Genomic DNA, 16,786 nt, shown 5'->3' on the forward strand with positions numbered 1-16,786 from the left:
GTTATCAGTTTTGGATTGATGATTATTAGGGGTATAAAATTGCTATTGGGTTTGGTTCATTAGGACAAGGCCTTTTTATAGTTCCAGAAAAGAATTTAGTATTGGCTAACAACAGTGTTAATACAGAAGCCGAAATATACGAATTAGCTAAAGATATAATTGACACTGCGCTTGATTAAAGTATCGTGGGGAAAGGGTTGTTTTTATATAGCGAGAGTCTAATATGTTCTGACTCTCGCTATCTTTCTAATAAATTTATCTAAAATATTAAGGTGAAAGAGCATAGTTTTCTTTACATAAATAGTAAATTCTAAATAACATTGATTCAACTACTTAAGGGAGGCTTAATATGAAAAGAGTATTGGTCGGAGGAATGTATCATGAATCTAACTCATTTAATCCAATTATTACTAAAGAAAAGGACTTTAAAGTGATATATGGCAAAGAGATATTTGAAAGTATTAAGGAAAATGATGCTATCTCAGGTATAATAACTACTTTACAAGAGGCTGAATGCGAGGTTGTTCCTACAGTTTATGCCAGAGCAGTTCCTAACGGTGAAGTTGACTATGATTTTTATATTAGGATAAAAGATGAAATAATAGAAAAAGCAAAAAAAGCTGATGCTGAGAAACCGTTGGATGGCATTACTCTTGCTCTTCATGGTTCAATGAGGGTTAAAGAGCTAGGGGAAGCTGAAGGAGATATTCTAAAAGAGCTTAGCAGTTTGTTTCCCAATATCCCAATTTATAGTGCCCTTGATATGCATGCAACAATAACAAGTAAAATGCATAACAACTGCAATGGTTTTGTAGGGTATAAGTGCGCACCTCACACTGATTGTACCGAAACAGGTATTCAGGCAGCTAAAATGACAATTAAGTCGATAAATAATCAATCTACGGTAAAGTCATGTTGGGTAAAGATACCGCTAATAATTGCGGGGGAACAGTCTGCTACTGCTGATGAACCTATGGCAGAACTTATAGAAGGGCTAAAAAGAATGGAAAAAAAAGCAGGGATACTATCAGCATCTTACTTTATGGGGTTTCCTTGGGCGGACAATAAAGATAATTCCGCTGCTGCTTATGTTGTTGCTGAAAATGATGAAAAACTTGCTCAACAAACGGCAGTTCAGCTTGCAGAAAAAATGTGGGAAAAAAGGTATGAGTTTAAGTTCCATACCGAAACATATTCCCAACAAAAAGCCTTAAATAAGGCTTTTGAGGCTGTGTGTCAAGGAGAAACACCAGTGTATATTTCTGATTCTGGAGATAATCCTACAGCTGGTGCATCTTCCGATTGCACAGAATTTCTAAAGATTATTCTAGCCGACAAAAGACTGGATAGTTTAGAACGTCCCATAATATATGGAGGATTTTATGATCCAGAAGCCGTAAAGCAGTGTAAAGGAAAAGTTGGAGAAATAATTGATATTACATTTGGAGCAAAATTTGATGCTACAACCTCCACGCCTATAAATGCAACAGGAACTGTAAAATCGTATATCAGTGGTTGGGGTGGGATAACCTTTCCCCAAAGTGATATAGTGCTGTTTAACACTGGAGGAGTAGATGTTATTTTAGCTGAACAACATATAGGGTATACGGACCCAAAACTTTATATAGATTTAGGGCTTAATCCTAAAGAGGCTCAGATAATAGTTTGTAAATTGGGGTATCTCACACCTCAGCATGAAGCACTAGCTAAAAGAAGTATTTTGGCTTTGACTAAAGGAAACACCAACGAAGAACTTAAATCTATAGAGTTTAAAAAAATAGAAAGGCCAATTTTTCCTTTAGATGAAAAGTTTAATTATAAAGCGGTTGACAATGTGATAAAAAGAGAGAAAGGAAAGAATCAATAACTTAATATCAGCTGTCGAGTTTGGCAGCTTTTGTCTATAAATGAGTTTATAAAAAACTACTATAAATATGGGACATTAGTTTTAATAATAAAAAAAATAAAAATAAAACAAAGGGATTCAGAATATTATGGAGAAAACACCAAATAAATAACTTCTGGGGGGGAGTTAGTTATGGATTTGTGGGATGTAGTTGTTCAAAATGATTTTAATAATTTTTCAAAAAAGGATATTGATGATATAATAGAATTATTAGAAAATAATATGTCGAAAGATTTAGATGAAAGGGCATATTTGTATAAAAACATGCATATGCTAGTTAGGAATGGGCAAATTAGAAATTTATTAAACAAGAGAATTTTGGCAGGGCGTTGTTCCGTGAAATGGTTACAAATTAAAAGAAAGACTACCATAAACGATTTAGTTACAAAACTTGAAAGTAAAGATCTTTTATTCAATAAAAGACTTAAAACTAAAAACTTAGAAATAAAGTCACCAATCATATTTTCCACCATAAAATTAGGGGATTTAAGATACTTGATAAGAACTATTGTTCCAACCGGTGTAAAATCAATAAATAAAGGGGACGAAATAGAGGAAATAACTGCAGTTGATAATATTGTTTCGATAATAGATTTAAGTAAAGATGTTTTAGAAGTTAGATCCAATTTTAAAAATGCAAGAGTACTGCATAATTTCTTTTCTCATTTATTAGAGTTAGATTTCGAAGAAATAGATATATTGAAAAACTTTGGTGGTAAAATGGGAGCTTTTAAGGACTCTTTAGATGGGGGAAAGTTTTTTGATGTAAACTCAAAACCTATTTTAAACTTAGAAATTACTAAAGAAATAAGTAATTTACTTGTAAATACCTTAAAAGCTTTGGATAATTATTTTATTACAAAAGATATGGAAACTCTTATAAGTGAAATGCAATCAACGCAAATTGATGAAAAAGAAATTGGAGATGTTTGTTTTACTCAGTTATTATTGGCTGGATTATGCAAGATGAATATAGGTACAGATGTTGAGTTGGGCAAAGATTTATGCCATCAATCGCTGTATAACTTGATTAAAGAGCATATCGAAGATGAAACTGGTTATATATCGTTTACATTTGGGGGGGAGCAGCATACTATACAAGTAGGTAGAACAACAAATAGTATTAGTTTTAGGACTATGGCAACGGAAGAGTTAATTGAGTATTTTGCATCAAAGGTGTTGTGAGGTATTTTGTAGGAAGGGGGATTGTTATGAATGAGCATTTAAGCAGATATAAAGTGGAAAAATATGTTGAGCAATTGGCATCCCAGCCGATAGTAAAAAGTTTTAATCCATCTGCTGTTTGTAAAAAAACTAACCTACCATTAAAGGTAGTTCTCTCATATTTAAATTCGTTGGTAGACCAAAATAAATTGGTGTTAAGATATGAAATTAGATGCTTGTCTGGTAATTCAGTAGTTAAAAAAACTGATAACTATATGGAGTATTTAGGAAAAGAGCTATACTGTTATTATTGTGATGACTATATTTCGGTGACAACTGGAAACATATTTCCGATATATCATTTTAATCCAGAGTATCGAAAAGTGGTAAATGAGAATTTAACATCTTCATTAAAAAAAAAGCGAAAGTTGCACATTAGCGAGCTTACAGGATGTTATTGATGATTTAACACTTGATGAATCAGAGACTAAAGAACATGCTATAATAGAAATTATTAGAAAGAATCAAGAAACTAAAGATAGTTTTAATCAAGAGGTGCTGGATTTATTAAAAACAGTTATAGATGAAAGAGATGACAAAGTTAAGGAACTGGCAGACAAAGTAAATAATTTAGAAAAAAAACAGGGTATTTCTAAACTACAATTAATAGCAATTATAATACAGATGCTTAATAACGCAAAGGGTTTAGCACCTGGGATAAAAAATTTTATTGAACCAATTATTGAACATCTGAGAAATCTAAATTGATAAATAAGACTTTTTTTATGCCCGTTTATAAAATAGCAATATCAGTTGAATACAGTCAATGAAAAACGCAGAAAAATGCGTTCTTCTTTTTTTGAGTAGTCCTTGCTGGAGTGGAACGACCAACACTTATGCCGGCAGGGGCAAGTTTTTTTCAGCTTAAGAGTTAAAATTTAGCTTATTTGACAGAAGTGCGAAAATATTGTAATTAATTAAGTATGATTGTGCAGATAATAACAGTTATTAAAGCAAAAAATATATAGTTGTGGTACCTAAATTAAAGCAATCCTGAATGGGTTGTTTTTTATTATCTTTTACTATTATTATATGGGGACGGCCGTTAATCATAGGTTAAATGCTAGTAGTATTGCTATATAATTTTTAAACAGTACTCAATAATTTTTTGTAAAATAGTAATAAATACAGTTGACAAAATTAACAGGTGTATATATACTGTGTATATAAAATATGTACAGTATATATACACCTGTTGCTGAGTGCATTACTGTATAAAGATAAAAGAGGGGATTGTATTGGATATTATTATTAGCAATACAAGTTCACAGCCGATATATTTACAAATCGCAGATCAAATTAAACGGCAAATTTTAAAGGGGGAAATAGAACATGGGTTTTATTTGCCATCGATAAGAATGTTAGCAAAGGAATTACAGGTTTCGGTAATTACTACAAAAAACGGATATCAGGTTCTGGAAAAAGAGGGATTAATAAAATCGGTAAAAGGAAGAGGTTTTTACGTTTCTGCACAAAAAGAAGATTTATTACAAGATATAAAGATAAAGTCTGTTGAAAAAAAGTTAGAAGATGTGGTGGAAGAAGCAAAAGAGCTTAATATACCACTAGAAGAGGTTGTAGAAATGTTAAAACTGCTCTACTAAATTGAATATAAAGAGGTGAAGAATAAAATGAGTAAAGTGTTGGAAGTAAATAATGTATCAAAAGATTATAGAGATTTTAGATTAAATGATATAAGTTTTTCCCTTGAAAAAGGATATATTATGGGTCTTATTGGTCCAAATGGGTCCGGTAAAACTACAACTATTAAATTGATTATGAACTTGCTTTCTAAGGATAGTGGGGAAATTAAAGTTTTCAACAAAGACCATGTTTATGATGAAGTAGGGGTTAAAGAAAAAATTGGCTTTGTTTATGATGGAGATATCTATCCATCGGGGATGAAGTTAGGAAAATTAGCTAAATTAATTGCTCCTTTTTATAGAAGTTGGGATGACGAAATTTTTCATGGGTACATAAAGAAATTTAACTTAAATTTGGATAAAAAGTTAGAGGAGTTATCGAAAGGAATGAAAATAAAGTTTTCTATAGCTATGGCGCTTGCTCATAAGCCGGAACTAATTATAATGGATGAACCAACCTCAGGGCTGGATCCGGTATTTCGTCGAGAGTTTTTGGATTTAATCCAGGATATCATTGAAAAAAGACAAGCTTCGGTACTTTTTTCTACCCATATTACCTCTGACTTGGAAAAGGTAGCTGATTATATCACATTTATTAACGACGGCGAAATAGTATTCACTGACACTTTATGTGATCTTGTGGAAAATTATCGCTTAGTTAAAGGTAAAAAAGGAGACTTAACCAATCATAAAGATATTTTAATAGGGATGAGGACAAATAAGTTTGGAATAGAGGGGCTTGCGGAAACAAATGACTGTCAAGCTTTGATAGAAAACGAGGATATACTTTTTGAAAAGCCAAACTTAGAAGATATAATGTACTATGTTTCAAGAAGGGACTGAGAGGAGAGTTTAAAATGCTAGATCTTTTTAAGCTTTACAATATTAGCTTTTATAAAGATATGAAAGATATAATATTAGCCTATGGTTTGCTTTATGGACTTAACATAATGGGGGCTGTGTTGTTATATTTAGACTTGCAGCAAGTTAGTGCAATTTCAGAGTTGTGGTTTAAGACTTTTTTTACTTTTTTGACTTTGCATTTGTTTTGTATGACCTTAGCTCCTTCAAACATTTTAGATTTTGATATAACCAAAAGCAAAACAAATAAGGCAGCATCAGGAGTTTTGGAAAATATTTTACCTGTTGGACGAAAGAATTTTTTGATTAATAGAATATTAGCAACTTTTTGCTCTGCGATTGTTATGGGGGTGCTGCTAGTTTTACCTTTTATATTTGTATCAGCTTTACTTAAAGTAAATGGAATGGGAGTTAGTGTTGAATTTTTAAAAGGATTATTTAGCATGCTTATGTTAATAATTTTTGGAGCACTAATATTTTGCATGCTAACTGTCTTATATCATAAAAAAAGAGGGATGATGGGTTTAGGGTATTCAATATATAGTATTTCTACATTTTTGCTGATACGAGAAGAACTCTTATTAAGTCATGGTATGTGGTTATTAGGACCTTTATTTATGTTATTGATAACATTGGTATTATATAAATATGCAGCTAAAAAAGTTTATCAAATAGACATCTGTCAGTAAGGAGGTGAGTAAGTTGATTAGCCGTTCAAAGCTATATTTCGAGCATATATACTCCATATATATGCCTGCGTGGCTAGGTTTGTTGGGAACAGTGGGGTTGATTTTAGGGATAAGTTCCATTGAGCCAGTCCTTTTTGTGCCATATATAGTTTTTATTACTCTTATGAACATAAAAGAGAGTGAGCTTATATTTTATCTTAGCAAAGACTTGATTAGAGTTTTACCTGTAAACAAAAAAGAAGTTTCCACAACAATTATTAAAACCTTTCTATTTTCGATGTTTTTGGGTGGAGTTGTTAACATTTTTAATTTTCTTATTGCTCTACATAAAGGAGTTATTGAAGATCCAACTGTTATTATGTCATTTATATGTATAGGTTTGCCGCTAATTATTTGTGGAACATTTATTGTTTTACCTAATGCAATATTTAAGGCAAAGAATATATGGAAAAACATTTTTAGTTATGCTATAAGTTTTACAGGATTAGTTTTAGGCACACTTTTAGAGTTGTTTTTACCCTTAGTTGTTATACTTGCTTTGTCTGTTATATGCTATATGTTGGCAGCTTTAACGGTGATAAAAGCTTATAAAAAAATAATTTTACATCTACAAAACGAAAATTTTAAAATCTAGGAGGAAAAATATGAAAAATATACTAAAGACGATTTGGAATGTACTTAAATATATGCTTATACACGTAGGTTTGCAGATTATATACTTTATCCCTGTTTCGTTTATAGTAGGGATAAGATTAGGGATACAGGGTGTTGAAAACTTTGAAGATCAATATGCGGAAGCTATAGCAAAACATATTCCTATTTCTTTGATTTTTGCCGGTGTAGGCGCCTTACTTATTTATAGATGGATGCTTAATAGAAAAGGTATTAGTTTCTCTAAGGCATGCAGGTTTAACAAACTTTCATTAGATAAGATTGTGGTTTCTTTGATGGCAGGAATGTCATGTTTATATGTATCGGCCGCTATCATTTCGTTTTTTTCAGAAAGTAAAGTAGATTCACATGTGGAAAATATGGCTTCTTTGGAACAGGGGGGAATGCTGCTATTTTTTATAACTGTAGGGATTATGGCGCCTATAATAGAAGAAGTTATATTTAGAGGGTTAATATTTGATGAGTTAAGGGGAAAAGTAGGCATGTTTGCAGTAATTATCATACAAGCATTTTTGTTTGGGCTTTATCATCTTAATATTGTTCAAGGAACTTATGCTTTTGTATTAGGGATATTTTTGGGGCTGTCATTACTTTGGACCGGTTCGATATGGGCACCTATATTGATTCATGCAGGGAATAACATTCTTTCTGTAGGTGTAACTATACTTCCTTTCGGTCATTATTTTGAACATGGTGCAGTGATGTTATTTGCGCTATTCATTGTTTTCCCATTTTCTGTATGGTATTTATATAAAAATAGGGTAGGCACTGTAAAGTTTGAAGAGGAAAGCTTGAGAGGATAAAAAAGCTAGACTGTTAAAATAGTGGCAATAATTAAGAGTGTCGAAGGGTTAATGTGCAACTTAGAATTAAAGAGTTTCATATAAATTTTAAAAAACATACTAGAAATGAGGTGTTTGCATGAAATTGCAATTAAATGATGTATATAAGTCTTTTGGAGATACAGAAGTTCTTCATGGTATATCTTTTAATGTTGAAAGCGGAAAAGCTTTGGGGTTTTTAGGAAGAAATGGTGCAGGAAAAACCACTACCATTAGAATCCTCATGAATTTATTTAAAGCTAACAGAGGTGAAATATTATTAGATGGAAAAAAGTTTATAGCTAATGAACATCAAATAGGATATTTGCCGGAGGAGCGAGGTCTGTACCCCAAAAAGAAAGTTTTGGATCAGGTGATGTATTTTGGGCAACTTAGGGGATTGAGTAAAAAACAAGCTAAAGAGAATTCTATGGCTTGGTTAAAGAGGCTTGGCGTGGAAATGTATAGCAACAAAAAGCTTGAAACTCTTTCTAAAGGAAACCAACAAAAAGTGCAATTGGCTCAAACCTTTGTTTGCAATCCAGATATAGTAATTTTAGATGAACCCTTTAGTGGGTTAGATCCAGTAAACTCTCAGGTGCTTAAGGAGATAATAAGAGAACAAATAGAGCAGAAGAAACTTGTGATTTTTTCTAGTCATCAGATGAATTATATTGAAGAGTTTTGTGAAAATATTGCTTTGATTAACGAAGGAGAAATTGTGCTTAAGGGTGATTTAAAGAAGATTAAACGGGACTATGGTATGAATAGGCTAACTGTTAGTGTAATAGGGCAATCTTCTTTGGAGTTAGAAAAGATATTTAATGAGGAAATTAGCGGGATAGCTAAAGTTGTAGATAATAAAGGAAAGTACCTTATTATTGAGCTAGAAACTGGTAAGGCGAAACAGGATTTACTTAATAAAATGTTCCAGTTAGGATTAGATATTGAAAGGTTTTCAATATATGAGCCGACACTAGAAGATATATTTGTTAAAAAGGTAGGTGAAAATTAATGAAAAACTTTTTTACTGTAGTAAATTTTGAGCTTATGAATTTTGTTAAAAACAAGGCTTTTATATTATCTACTGCTATTATTTGTTTATTATTAACTATTGGATTATCAATGCCTACTATAATTGATGCTTTTCCTAGCTTTGATTCATCTACTGATAAAGAAACCCCATCGGTGCAAAGAGACTATGGCTATGTAAATAAAGATGGAGTTGTAAGCAATATAGATGATTTGAAGAATAACTTCAGTGCGGGTAGTCTTGTCGAGTTTGAAAGCAAAGAAGAACTAGAAAAAGCTGTTATTGCAAATGAAGTGGAATCTGGCTATGTTATATATTCACCCACCAGCTATTTGCATATTGTTGAAAACAATGAGTTGTGGAATGAAGATATTATGGCTTTTGAAAGAGCGTTATCTGAATCATATAGAATTAAGGGATTTGAAGAGAAAGGGATAGATTACGAACAAGTTCAGCAACTAGTGTCTGTTAATTTATTTTCAGATACAAAAATTCTAGGGACTGATAGTGCTGCAAATTATATGTATACCTATATTTTGACTTTTGCTTTATATTTTATAATTATAATATATGGTCAATTTGTAGCTACTTCTATAGCTAGCGAAAAGAGTAATAGGGCGATGGAAGTTTTGGTAACTAGTACCGACAGTAGAAATTTAATTTTTGGCAAAGTTATTGGAGGGGCACTAGCTGGAGCAATTCAGTTTAGCCTTGTTGTCGCCACGGCTCTTTCAGTTTATGAACTTAATGCTGGTGCTTGGGAGAATAGATTGGATTTTATTTTTAAAATACCTTATGATGTATTATTATTGTTTTCGGTGTTTGGCATATTAGGGTACTTATTTTACTTATTTATTTTTGGCGCTTTGGGTGCTCTGGTTTCTAGGACAGAGGATGTTAACACCAGCTCTACGCCTATAACTATAATTTTTGTAGCGGTATTTTTTATATCTGTAATGGGGATGCAAGATACTGAGGGGATTTTGATAAAGGTAGCTTCTTTTATTCCTTTTAGTTCGTTTATGGCTATGTTTGTAAGAGTATCTATGGGGTCAGTATCCAATTTAGAAGTTATAATTTCTCTTTCTATATTGCTGATTAGTACAGTAATCGTGGGACTTTTAGCCTCAAAGATTTATCGTTTAGGCACACTCATGTATGGCAACCCAATTAAGTTGACTCGAGCACTAAAATTACTGGCTAAAAAGCAGTAAAATAAAGTATTAATTTAAACAAGCTAAAGGCATTAGTCAGCAAGACTGATGCTTTTAGCTTGTTTTGTGTAATAACAGTTTTATACTTACAGGATGTAATAAAGATGATACAATTAATAAAGAGAGAGTTTTAGGAGGTGTAATAGATTAAGATTATAATGTGTTTGTTGATGTTGACTATACTTTCTGGATGTTTCAACGGTAGTACCGATTATATAGTTGAAGAATGTGAGGGAGAACTAAAACAGGATAATGAGCTTACTGGTAAAAAAGAGGAACATAGCAAGCCTAATCATATAGATTACCCAACTCTTAAAGAAGAGATAGTTAATAAATATGCTGATGTTGAGCCAAAACATTGGGGGGAAAACATTGATGGCGTTATAACAGAAATTAATGCTGATAAAAAAGTAATTGCGTTGACTTTTGATGCTTGTGATGGAGAGCCAAATGGCTATGATAGCGAGTTAATTAATTTTTTGAAAAAGGAGAAAATACCGGCTACCTTATTTGTAAGTGGGGAGTGGATAAAAAAAAATCAAGATACATTTTTACAGTTAGCTGAAAATCCCCTATTTGAAATAGCGAACCATGGCTATAAGCATAGGCCACTGTCTGTTAGCGGTAAGTCTATTTATAACATCTCAGGAACGGAGAGTGTGGAAGAAGTTTTTGAAGAAATCTATAACAACCAAATGTTAATAAAAGAACTGACAGGTGATACACCTAATTATTTTAGATCTGGCACTGCTTATTATGATGATGTTGCAATCAAAATTCTTAATGATCTAGACTTAAAACCAGTAAACTACAATATTCTAGGAGATGCTGGAGGCACTTTTACTAAGGAGCAAATTTTTTATTCATTAAAGAATGCTTCAAAAGGTTCAATAATATTATTTCATATGAACCAGCCTAACTCGCCTATCGCCGAAGGAGTGAAAGAAGGGGTTTTGTACTTAAAAGAACAAGGATTCCAGTTTATAAAGCTTAGTGATTATCATAAATATCTACAGTAAGCTACTAAAAGTTGTTATTTTTTCTTTTTTGAATTTTAGTTTTGAGTTCTTCGATGATATTTTTAAACTTTTTTGATTTAAGTGTAGGGTAGTTTGCTAACCATGTTCTTTGTCTACTATTTATTCTATCTACTAGCTTTGCTTGTAATGAACGCAGTTTTTTGTTTCTTTTTTGCAATTTTTTTATAGCCAGCTTTTTGACTTTTTCATTTTTTACTAGGGCTATATTTTCTTTAAGTTCCTTTGTTGTAGATTGGAACTCTGCCAATATCTTTTTAAAGTGCACCATGTTGTTAATAGTTATAACGGCATCCAGCACCAAAATAAAAGTTATTGCTATAAGTATGAAGTTTGTTAAACCTGCAGAAATGAAACTCCACAGATTTTCCACCAGAGGGTGAGCGAAATTCAGAAAAAAAATCGTCAATATTCCCCAGTATAAAGAAAATTTTAAGCATACATAACCCCATAGATTAAATTTATCTTCTGAATAATCCCACCAGCGAGTGTCAAATAGGTATTCCAACAAAAATCCTGTTATCAGCTCCATAATGGACGCAATGATAAAGCCGCCTATAAATAAGGTGAAAATATTTTCCTTTAATGGAGATAGAAGCATAACTATAAAAACAGCAGAGCTGCCATAAATAGGACATACAGGACCGTGTAAAAAACCTCTGTTTACGAATCGTTTTTGTTTTTTGAAATGATAAATAACTTCTAAGGTCCAACCTATAAACGAATAGACAATAAAATAAAAAAATATTTCTTGTAAAATTTTTATCCCTCCCAGAAAAAATTGGTTATTGCGGAAATTATAAGTTTTAACTAAGCTCTTGTTCTAGCCATGAAGAATAGAATAACTTATTACTTGTGTTACTTATATACTATTCTGCACTAAATTAAGTTATGTGGCAATTAACTTTACTATCAAAAAGTGAAACTTTTTAAACTGTTTTACGTCTATATATGTAAATGGAGTAAAAAGTTATGGAATCTCCAGGGGATTTTAATAAATGAACCAACTTAACTAATGCAAAACGCCCAGATTGTCAACTAATATTCACCTTCGGTGCAAAATGAACTAGGTATTTGGGAGAAAACCTTTGAAATTATACATAAAAACGCTGTTAGTTCAGGTGTTGTACAGCTTTGCAGTCACCTATGATCAAAGTTATAGGGAGGGAAAATTTTGAGAGATTTTCAAAATGTCCTTATTGAGAATAACACGACTAGAACCATTTTAATTTTTTTGCTATTGGTAGCTACCTTTGGACTGGTATATTTAACAAGTAAATTCTATGTAGTTGATGTCTCTGTAGCTGTTGAACCAGAAGGGACAGGTGAGGTGCATGGAACTGGTATATATGAAAAAGGGGAAACAGTTAATTTGAAGGTAATCCCTAAAGATGGTTATGGCCTATATAAATGGACAGAAGAGAATCAAATAGAGCTTAAGGAAGAATTTGTAGATGTAAAGCTAAAAGATTATGAGCGACCGACAATGTACTCTTTGACATCTAATAAAAATAGAGATTTAACTGCACATTTTTCTCCTTTGGTAGATTTGGAGGATAAAGGGCTTTCTAATGACTTAAAAAGAAGTTTTAACAATCAACGTAATATTAATGGTTGGTACTGTACAGAAAACTTAACTTTAGCACATTTGGAGCACTTAGAACATATACAATTGAGTAGACATATAAGAATAGAAGATGAAGATTTTTTTACAAAGGTACCTAATGCTAAAAGTCTAACTTTAGAAGGTACCAATCTTGATTTGAGTATTTTAAAAAGGTATCCTAACATAAAAAGTTTAACTATAATTGGTTGTCCCTACTCAGAGGATGATTTAATTAGTATTGATAAGCTTGAGCAACTAACAGAACTAAGGATTTTAAATGTTACTGTAGATGAGCAACAATTAAAAGATATATCTAAGCTGGGCAACTTAGAGGTTCTTGAAATTACAAAAAGTGAGTTAACCGATATTTCCCCTATTAGTGAACTGACAAACCTTAAAGAATTAAATTTGAATCAAAACTCAATAAGTAACTTAGCACCTCTTAGTAACTTAACCACTATCAAGAAACTACAAATGGATAACAATTATATAGAAGATATAAGTGCTTTGAATACAATGAGCAATCTAGAATATATAAGCCTCAGCAAAAATCAGATAGTAGATATAACTGCCTTAAAAAAGCTAGAAAAAGTAAAAAAAATAAACTTAGAAAATAATGAAATAGAGAGTGTTCAGCCATTAAAAACTCTTACAAATCTAGAAGATCTAAATGTCGGTGAAAATAAGGTTCAAAATGTAACAACCTTGGGAAAATTAGAATCATTAAAGAAGTTGAATTTAACCTCCAACAAAATTTCAGAAATAACAGCCTTAAAGAACCTACAGGTGGATAAGCTATACTTGAGTGATAATTACATTTCACATATTAAAAGCTTAGAAGGTATAGATGATCTAAAGTTTTTAGATGTATCCAACAACTCCATAACTGACAGTAGTCAGATAAAAAACTTATCTAATGTGGAAAAAATTAATATTAGGGGTAATGAAATAGATGGAGTGCTGTCACAAATTAACCAGATAGAAATCTGCCATATAATAATGGAAAAAGAAAATATAGAAGAGGTTATCCCTTTGGATTTGGAACCATGGAACAACTTAACCGGTATAGAGCTTTTGAAATCACCAGATGGTAAGGACACTGTAGTACTTGTTGAAAGCAGAGAATTAATTTACGACATTGTGATTATAAATACTGATATATTTAAAAGTGGTAAAAAAAGATATCATATGAGTTTAGATGAACACTCTAAATCAAGAATGGCAAAGAATGAATACAGCGTAAGGGCGCAGTGGCATCGGAACGGTGTGGATTTGCACTTTGAACGTAATACTTTAGGTGTAGAAAATAGCTTAGTATACAGATTTGACTTAAGACAGAAAAATGTAGATGTTTTTTACAATTATGAGTAAATAAAGTGGATTAAATCAAGTTAAAAGGTAGATGACTACGTAGAATCATTAATTTTTAGGTTAACTTATTTTATTGTATTTGCAATACCTAGTGTGGATAATTACATGATTATCAGGTTTAATTTCTCTATACTTAGGAAGAAAACAAAAATGTTATCTTTAGTCTTAGAGTCACAATTAGCTAGTTTGGGAATTATTGAAATTATTTATAAAAAAATGATATATCTAGATGTTGCAGAGTTGTCGCTCTTAACTAGTAAAAAAGTAAAGGGGAATAGTAATGAAAAATTGGGAAGAGAAATTATTTGATTCGTTAAATGTTAAGGACTTAACTAAAAGAAAAATAATAAAAGTGGGAGTTATAATCCTTACTATGGTAATGATACTTGCCATAGTAAAGGTATCTAGTGGGTACTACGTTTCTGAAGTTTTAATTGAAGTGAATAAAACTGAGGGAGGCGAGGTGGAAGGTGAAGGGGAATATCAAAGAGGGGAGCATACATCTATAAAGATTCATGCAAACCCTGGTTACAAACTGGACAAGCTAGTGATAGATGGTGATGAAATTGAACTAGAAACAGTTGGCTCAACTTTTGAATACCAGTTAGAGATGGAGAGAGATAAAAATATTCAAGTATACTTTGAAAAACTATTAGTTCCTGACATGACTTTAAAAAGAGCTATTCAAAACGAGTTAGGAATAAAAAGAAACCTGACAATAAGTGATATAGCTGCCCTTGAGTATTTAGTTATAGAAGGCAGTGTTTCAGATTTAACGGGATTAGAGCATGCTAAAAACCTTCGAGGAATAACCATGCATAACGTAAAAGATATAGAATTAGATAAAGTGCAAAAAATTGAAAACTTAGATACTTTAAGAATTTTCAACACAGAGCCTTTAAGTTTACAAGGACTAGAACAACTTCAAAATCTTAAAGAGTTGTTGGTGAATACTAATGAAATAGATGATTTAGGCCCATTATGGAGGATGAAAAGTCTTGAACGATTGACAATTGATGGTGGGGATATGGATGACCTGACAAATCTAAGGGATTTAGAAAGCTTAGAGTATTTGGAGATTAGAGGAAGACTAGATAGGTTAGAGGGTATAGAAAAGCTAACAAATCTGGAAATTTTAGAATTAGAAAATATTTCAGATTTGACGGGTATAGAAAAATCTGCCAATCTAAACCAACTTATAATAAGACAAGTTGATGATTTAAGTGGGTTGGCAAATGCTGAAAACGTAACTAAACTGACCCTTTACGATACAGCTAATGTAGATAGTTTACAGGGAATGGATAATGTTAAAGAACTTACTATTTTCGGATTAGAAAATGATAACTTAAACTTTTTATCCCAATTTGATAACTTGCAATTTCTATCGATTCATAACAGTAAAATAGCAAACATGCAAGGAGTTGAAAATTTAGATAGTCTAACGGCAGTTAGTTTATTTGGTTGTAAAATAAAAGATATAAGTGCGTTGGGCGAGGTTAACGCCTTAGAAACACTACATATCCCCTGCTTAGACATAAAAAAACCCTCTTCCTTTGGCAGTCTCACAAATGTATCAAACATTACTGTGGCAAAAGAGCATAGCACCTATATTTTGAATTTGACGCAACTTGAGAGTCTAGAGCTAATAGATAACTCACGGGAAGATGGAGAAGAGGGTATTAATGATTTAACAGCACTAAAGAAATTAGAAAACTTAGCTAGTCTTAGTTTGCAGGTTAGCATTGAATCAATAAATCTAAAAGGTATTGAAGAGTTTGAAGATTTAAGAACTCTATACTTATCAGATGGCGTTGAGGGTTTAAATTATCTAGAAGGTGCAGAAGGGTTGGAGAAAATTTATATACGTAACCATAATATCGATCTTAAAATACTAGAAAACCTTACTCAGTTAAAATTGCTAAGCTTACAGGCGAGCAATATCGTGGACATAGAACCTTTAAAAAAGTTAACAAATCTAAAGGAGTTGAATTTGAGTTATAACGAAGTTGAGGACATAACTCCTTTAGTAGATATGGTGAATTTAAAAAGACTATATTTAAATGGTAACAATATAGATGATGTATCGTCATTAGTACATCTACCAAATCTTAAAAAGCTGGATTTGAAAGACAATAATATACAAGATATGTCTTCATTATTAAAGCTTGAAAACTTGGAAACTTTATGGTTATGCAATAATCCATTAAAAGATAAAACTACCTTAAAATCCAAATTAGAGGAACAATCTGTCGAAGTATTGTCTAATAGACTAAAAATCTATTATTGAGTTAGCCATTTTTAAAAGAACATCTTCACCTCTGTGCTAAGGTGAAGATGTTCTTTTAGATAAATAGATGATATGTAAATATGGTTAGCGCCATATGATGATTACTATACCATACAATATAGCAAAGATAATTGTTGAAATCAGAGCCTCTTTAAAAGCTAAGCTGGTCTCTTTATCTCTTTTCTTGTTAAAAAGAAATATTAGTAAGCCGTAAATAATAACAGCAATTACATAACTAAATATTTCAGGCATATACTGTACCTCCTTTGTAATACAGACAAGCATTAGTCATATTCTATATTGTATATTCTTTAAACTAAAAGTAAAGTCCTGCTAAAATTAAGGATAACTAAATAGATTCCTATGATTTTAAATGTTATAATACCTAATATAATATAATATAAAATGGAGATGAGATATTA

17 protein-coding genes are annotated in these 16,786 nt (G+C 31.7%); 15 read left to right on the forward strand and 2 right to left on the reverse strand.

Annotated elements, in window-relative coordinates; translation table 11 throughout:
• Window positions 1-349 precede the first annotated feature (349 nt).
• The 12 genes from PRVXT_RS03330 (at window position 350) to PRVXT_RS03385 (ending at window position 11,082) form a co-directional block, all read left to right on the forward strand.
• A complete protein-coding gene (locus PRVXT_RS03330; RefSeq protein WP_350344270.1) occupies window positions 350-1,867 on the forward strand; it encodes a M81 family metallopeptidase in 1,518 nt (505 codons plus the stop codon).
• Window positions 1,868-2,038: 171 nt separating this feature from the next.
• Window positions 2,039-3,091 (forward strand): hypothetical protein, encoded by a 1,053-nt coding sequence (locus tag PRVXT_RS03335; RefSeq protein ID WP_350344271.1) that lies wholly within the window; start codon window positions 2,039-2,041, stop codon window positions 3,089-3,091.
• Between the two features lie 26 nt (window positions 3,092-3,117).
• Window positions 3,118-3,531 carry a hypothetical protein gene (locus PRVXT_RS03340; RefSeq protein ID WP_350344272.1) on the forward strand — a complete coding sequence of 138 codons (414 nt, stop codon included), beginning with the start codon at window positions 3,118-3,120 and terminating at the stop codon, window positions 3,529-3,531.
• Between the two features lie 94 nt (window positions 3,532-3,625).
• A complete protein-coding gene (locus PRVXT_RS03345; protein WP_350344273.1) occupies window positions 3,626-3,838 on the forward strand; it encodes a hypothetical protein in 213 nt (70 codons plus the stop codon).
• Window positions 3,839-4,368: 530 nt separating this feature from the next.
• Window positions 4,369-4,734: a GntR family transcriptional regulator gene (locus PRVXT_RS03350; RefSeq protein ID WP_350344274.1), complete on the forward strand. Its 366-nt coding sequence runs from the start codon at window positions 4,369-4,371 to the stop codon at window positions 4,732-4,734.
• A gap of 27 nt (window positions 4,735-4,761) precedes the next feature.
• Window positions 4,762-5,616, forward strand: a complete 855-nt coding sequence (locus PRVXT_RS03355; protein WP_350344275.1) for an ABC transporter ATP-binding protein — start codon at window positions 4,762-4,764, stop codon at window positions 5,614-5,616.
• Between the two features lie 14 nt (window positions 5,617-5,630).
• Complete coding sequence (locus tag PRVXT_RS03360) at window positions 5,631-6,323, forward strand: hypothetical protein (protein WP_350344276.1); 693 nt, start codon at window positions 5,631-5,633, stop codon at window positions 6,321-6,323.
• Between the two features lie 13 nt (window positions 6,324-6,336).
• Entirely contained in the window at window positions 6,337-6,957 is a 621-nt protein-coding gene (locus PRVXT_RS03365) for a hypothetical protein (protein ID WP_350344277.1), read from the forward strand.
• A gap of 10 nt (window positions 6,958-6,967) precedes the next feature.
• The gene (locus PRVXT_RS03370) at window positions 6,968-7,798 is read left to right on the forward strand and encodes a CPBP family intramembrane glutamic endopeptidase (RefSeq protein WP_350344278.1); all 831 of its coding nucleotides are present in this window, start codon (window positions 6,968-6,970) and stop codon (window positions 7,796-7,798) included.
• A gap of 118 nt (window positions 7,799-7,916) precedes the next feature.
• On the forward strand, window positions 7,917-8,831 hold the full coding sequence (locus PRVXT_RS03375) for an ABC transporter ATP-binding protein (protein ID WP_350344279.1): 915 nt from the start codon (window positions 7,917-7,919) through the stop codon (window positions 8,829-8,831).
• Entirely contained in the window at window positions 8,831-10,063 is a 1,233-nt protein-coding gene (locus tag PRVXT_RS03380; protein WP_350344280.1) for an ABC transporter permease, read from the forward strand. The genes PRVXT_RS03375 and PRVXT_RS03380 overlap by 1 nt, the downstream gene beginning before the upstream one ends.
• 170 nt (window positions 10,064-10,233) lie before the next feature.
• Window positions 10,234-11,082: a polysaccharide deacetylase family protein gene (locus PRVXT_RS03385; RefSeq protein ID WP_350344281.1), complete on the forward strand. Its 849-nt coding sequence runs from the start codon at window positions 10,234-10,236 to the stop codon at window positions 11,080-11,082.
• A 4-nt stretch (window positions 11,083-11,086) separates the two neighbouring features.
• On the opposite strand, the gene PRVXT_RS03390 is transcribed toward PRVXT_RS03385, so the two are convergent.
• Window positions 11,087-11,875 (reverse strand): putative ABC transporter permease, encoded by a 789-nt coding sequence (locus PRVXT_RS03390; RefSeq protein ID WP_350345100.1) that lies wholly within the window; start codon window positions 11,873-11,875, stop codon window positions 11,087-11,089.
• Between the two features lie 399 nt (window positions 11,876-12,274).
• Here PRVXT_RS03390 and PRVXT_RS03395 point away from each other — a divergent pair, with 399 nt between their 5' ends.
• The 3 genes from PRVXT_RS03395 (at window position 12,275) to PRVXT_RS03405 (ending at window position 16,364) form a co-directional block, all read left to right on the forward strand.
• Complete coding sequence (locus PRVXT_RS03395; protein WP_350344282.1) at window positions 12,275-14,077, forward strand: leucine-rich repeat domain-containing protein; 1,803 nt, start codon at window positions 12,275-12,277, stop codon at window positions 14,075-14,077.
• Between the two features lie 150 nt (window positions 14,078-14,227).
• Window positions 14,228-14,386, forward strand: a complete 159-nt coding sequence (locus tag PRVXT_RS03400; RefSeq protein ID WP_350344283.1) for a hypothetical protein — start codon at window positions 14,228-14,230, stop codon at window positions 14,384-14,386.
• Entirely contained in the window at window positions 14,358-16,364 is a 2,007-nt protein-coding gene (locus PRVXT_RS03405) for a leucine-rich repeat domain-containing protein (protein ID WP_350344284.1), read from the forward strand. Before PRVXT_RS03400 ends, PRVXT_RS03405 begins: the two co-directional genes overlap by 29 nt.
• Window positions 16,365-16,448: 84 nt before the next feature.
• On the opposite strand, the gene PRVXT_RS03410 is transcribed toward PRVXT_RS03405, so the two are convergent.
• Window positions 16,449-16,616, reverse strand: coding sequence for a hypothetical protein (locus PRVXT_RS03410; protein WP_350344285.1), 168 nt, complete (start codon window positions 16,614-16,616; stop codon window positions 16,449-16,451).
• Window positions 16,617-16,786 lie beyond the last annotated feature (170 nt).

This window comes from Proteinivorax tanatarense (assembly GCF_040267685.1).
GTDB lineage: Bacteria > Bacillota > Proteinivoracia > Proteinivoracales > Proteinivoracaceae > Proteinivorax > Proteinivorax tanatarense.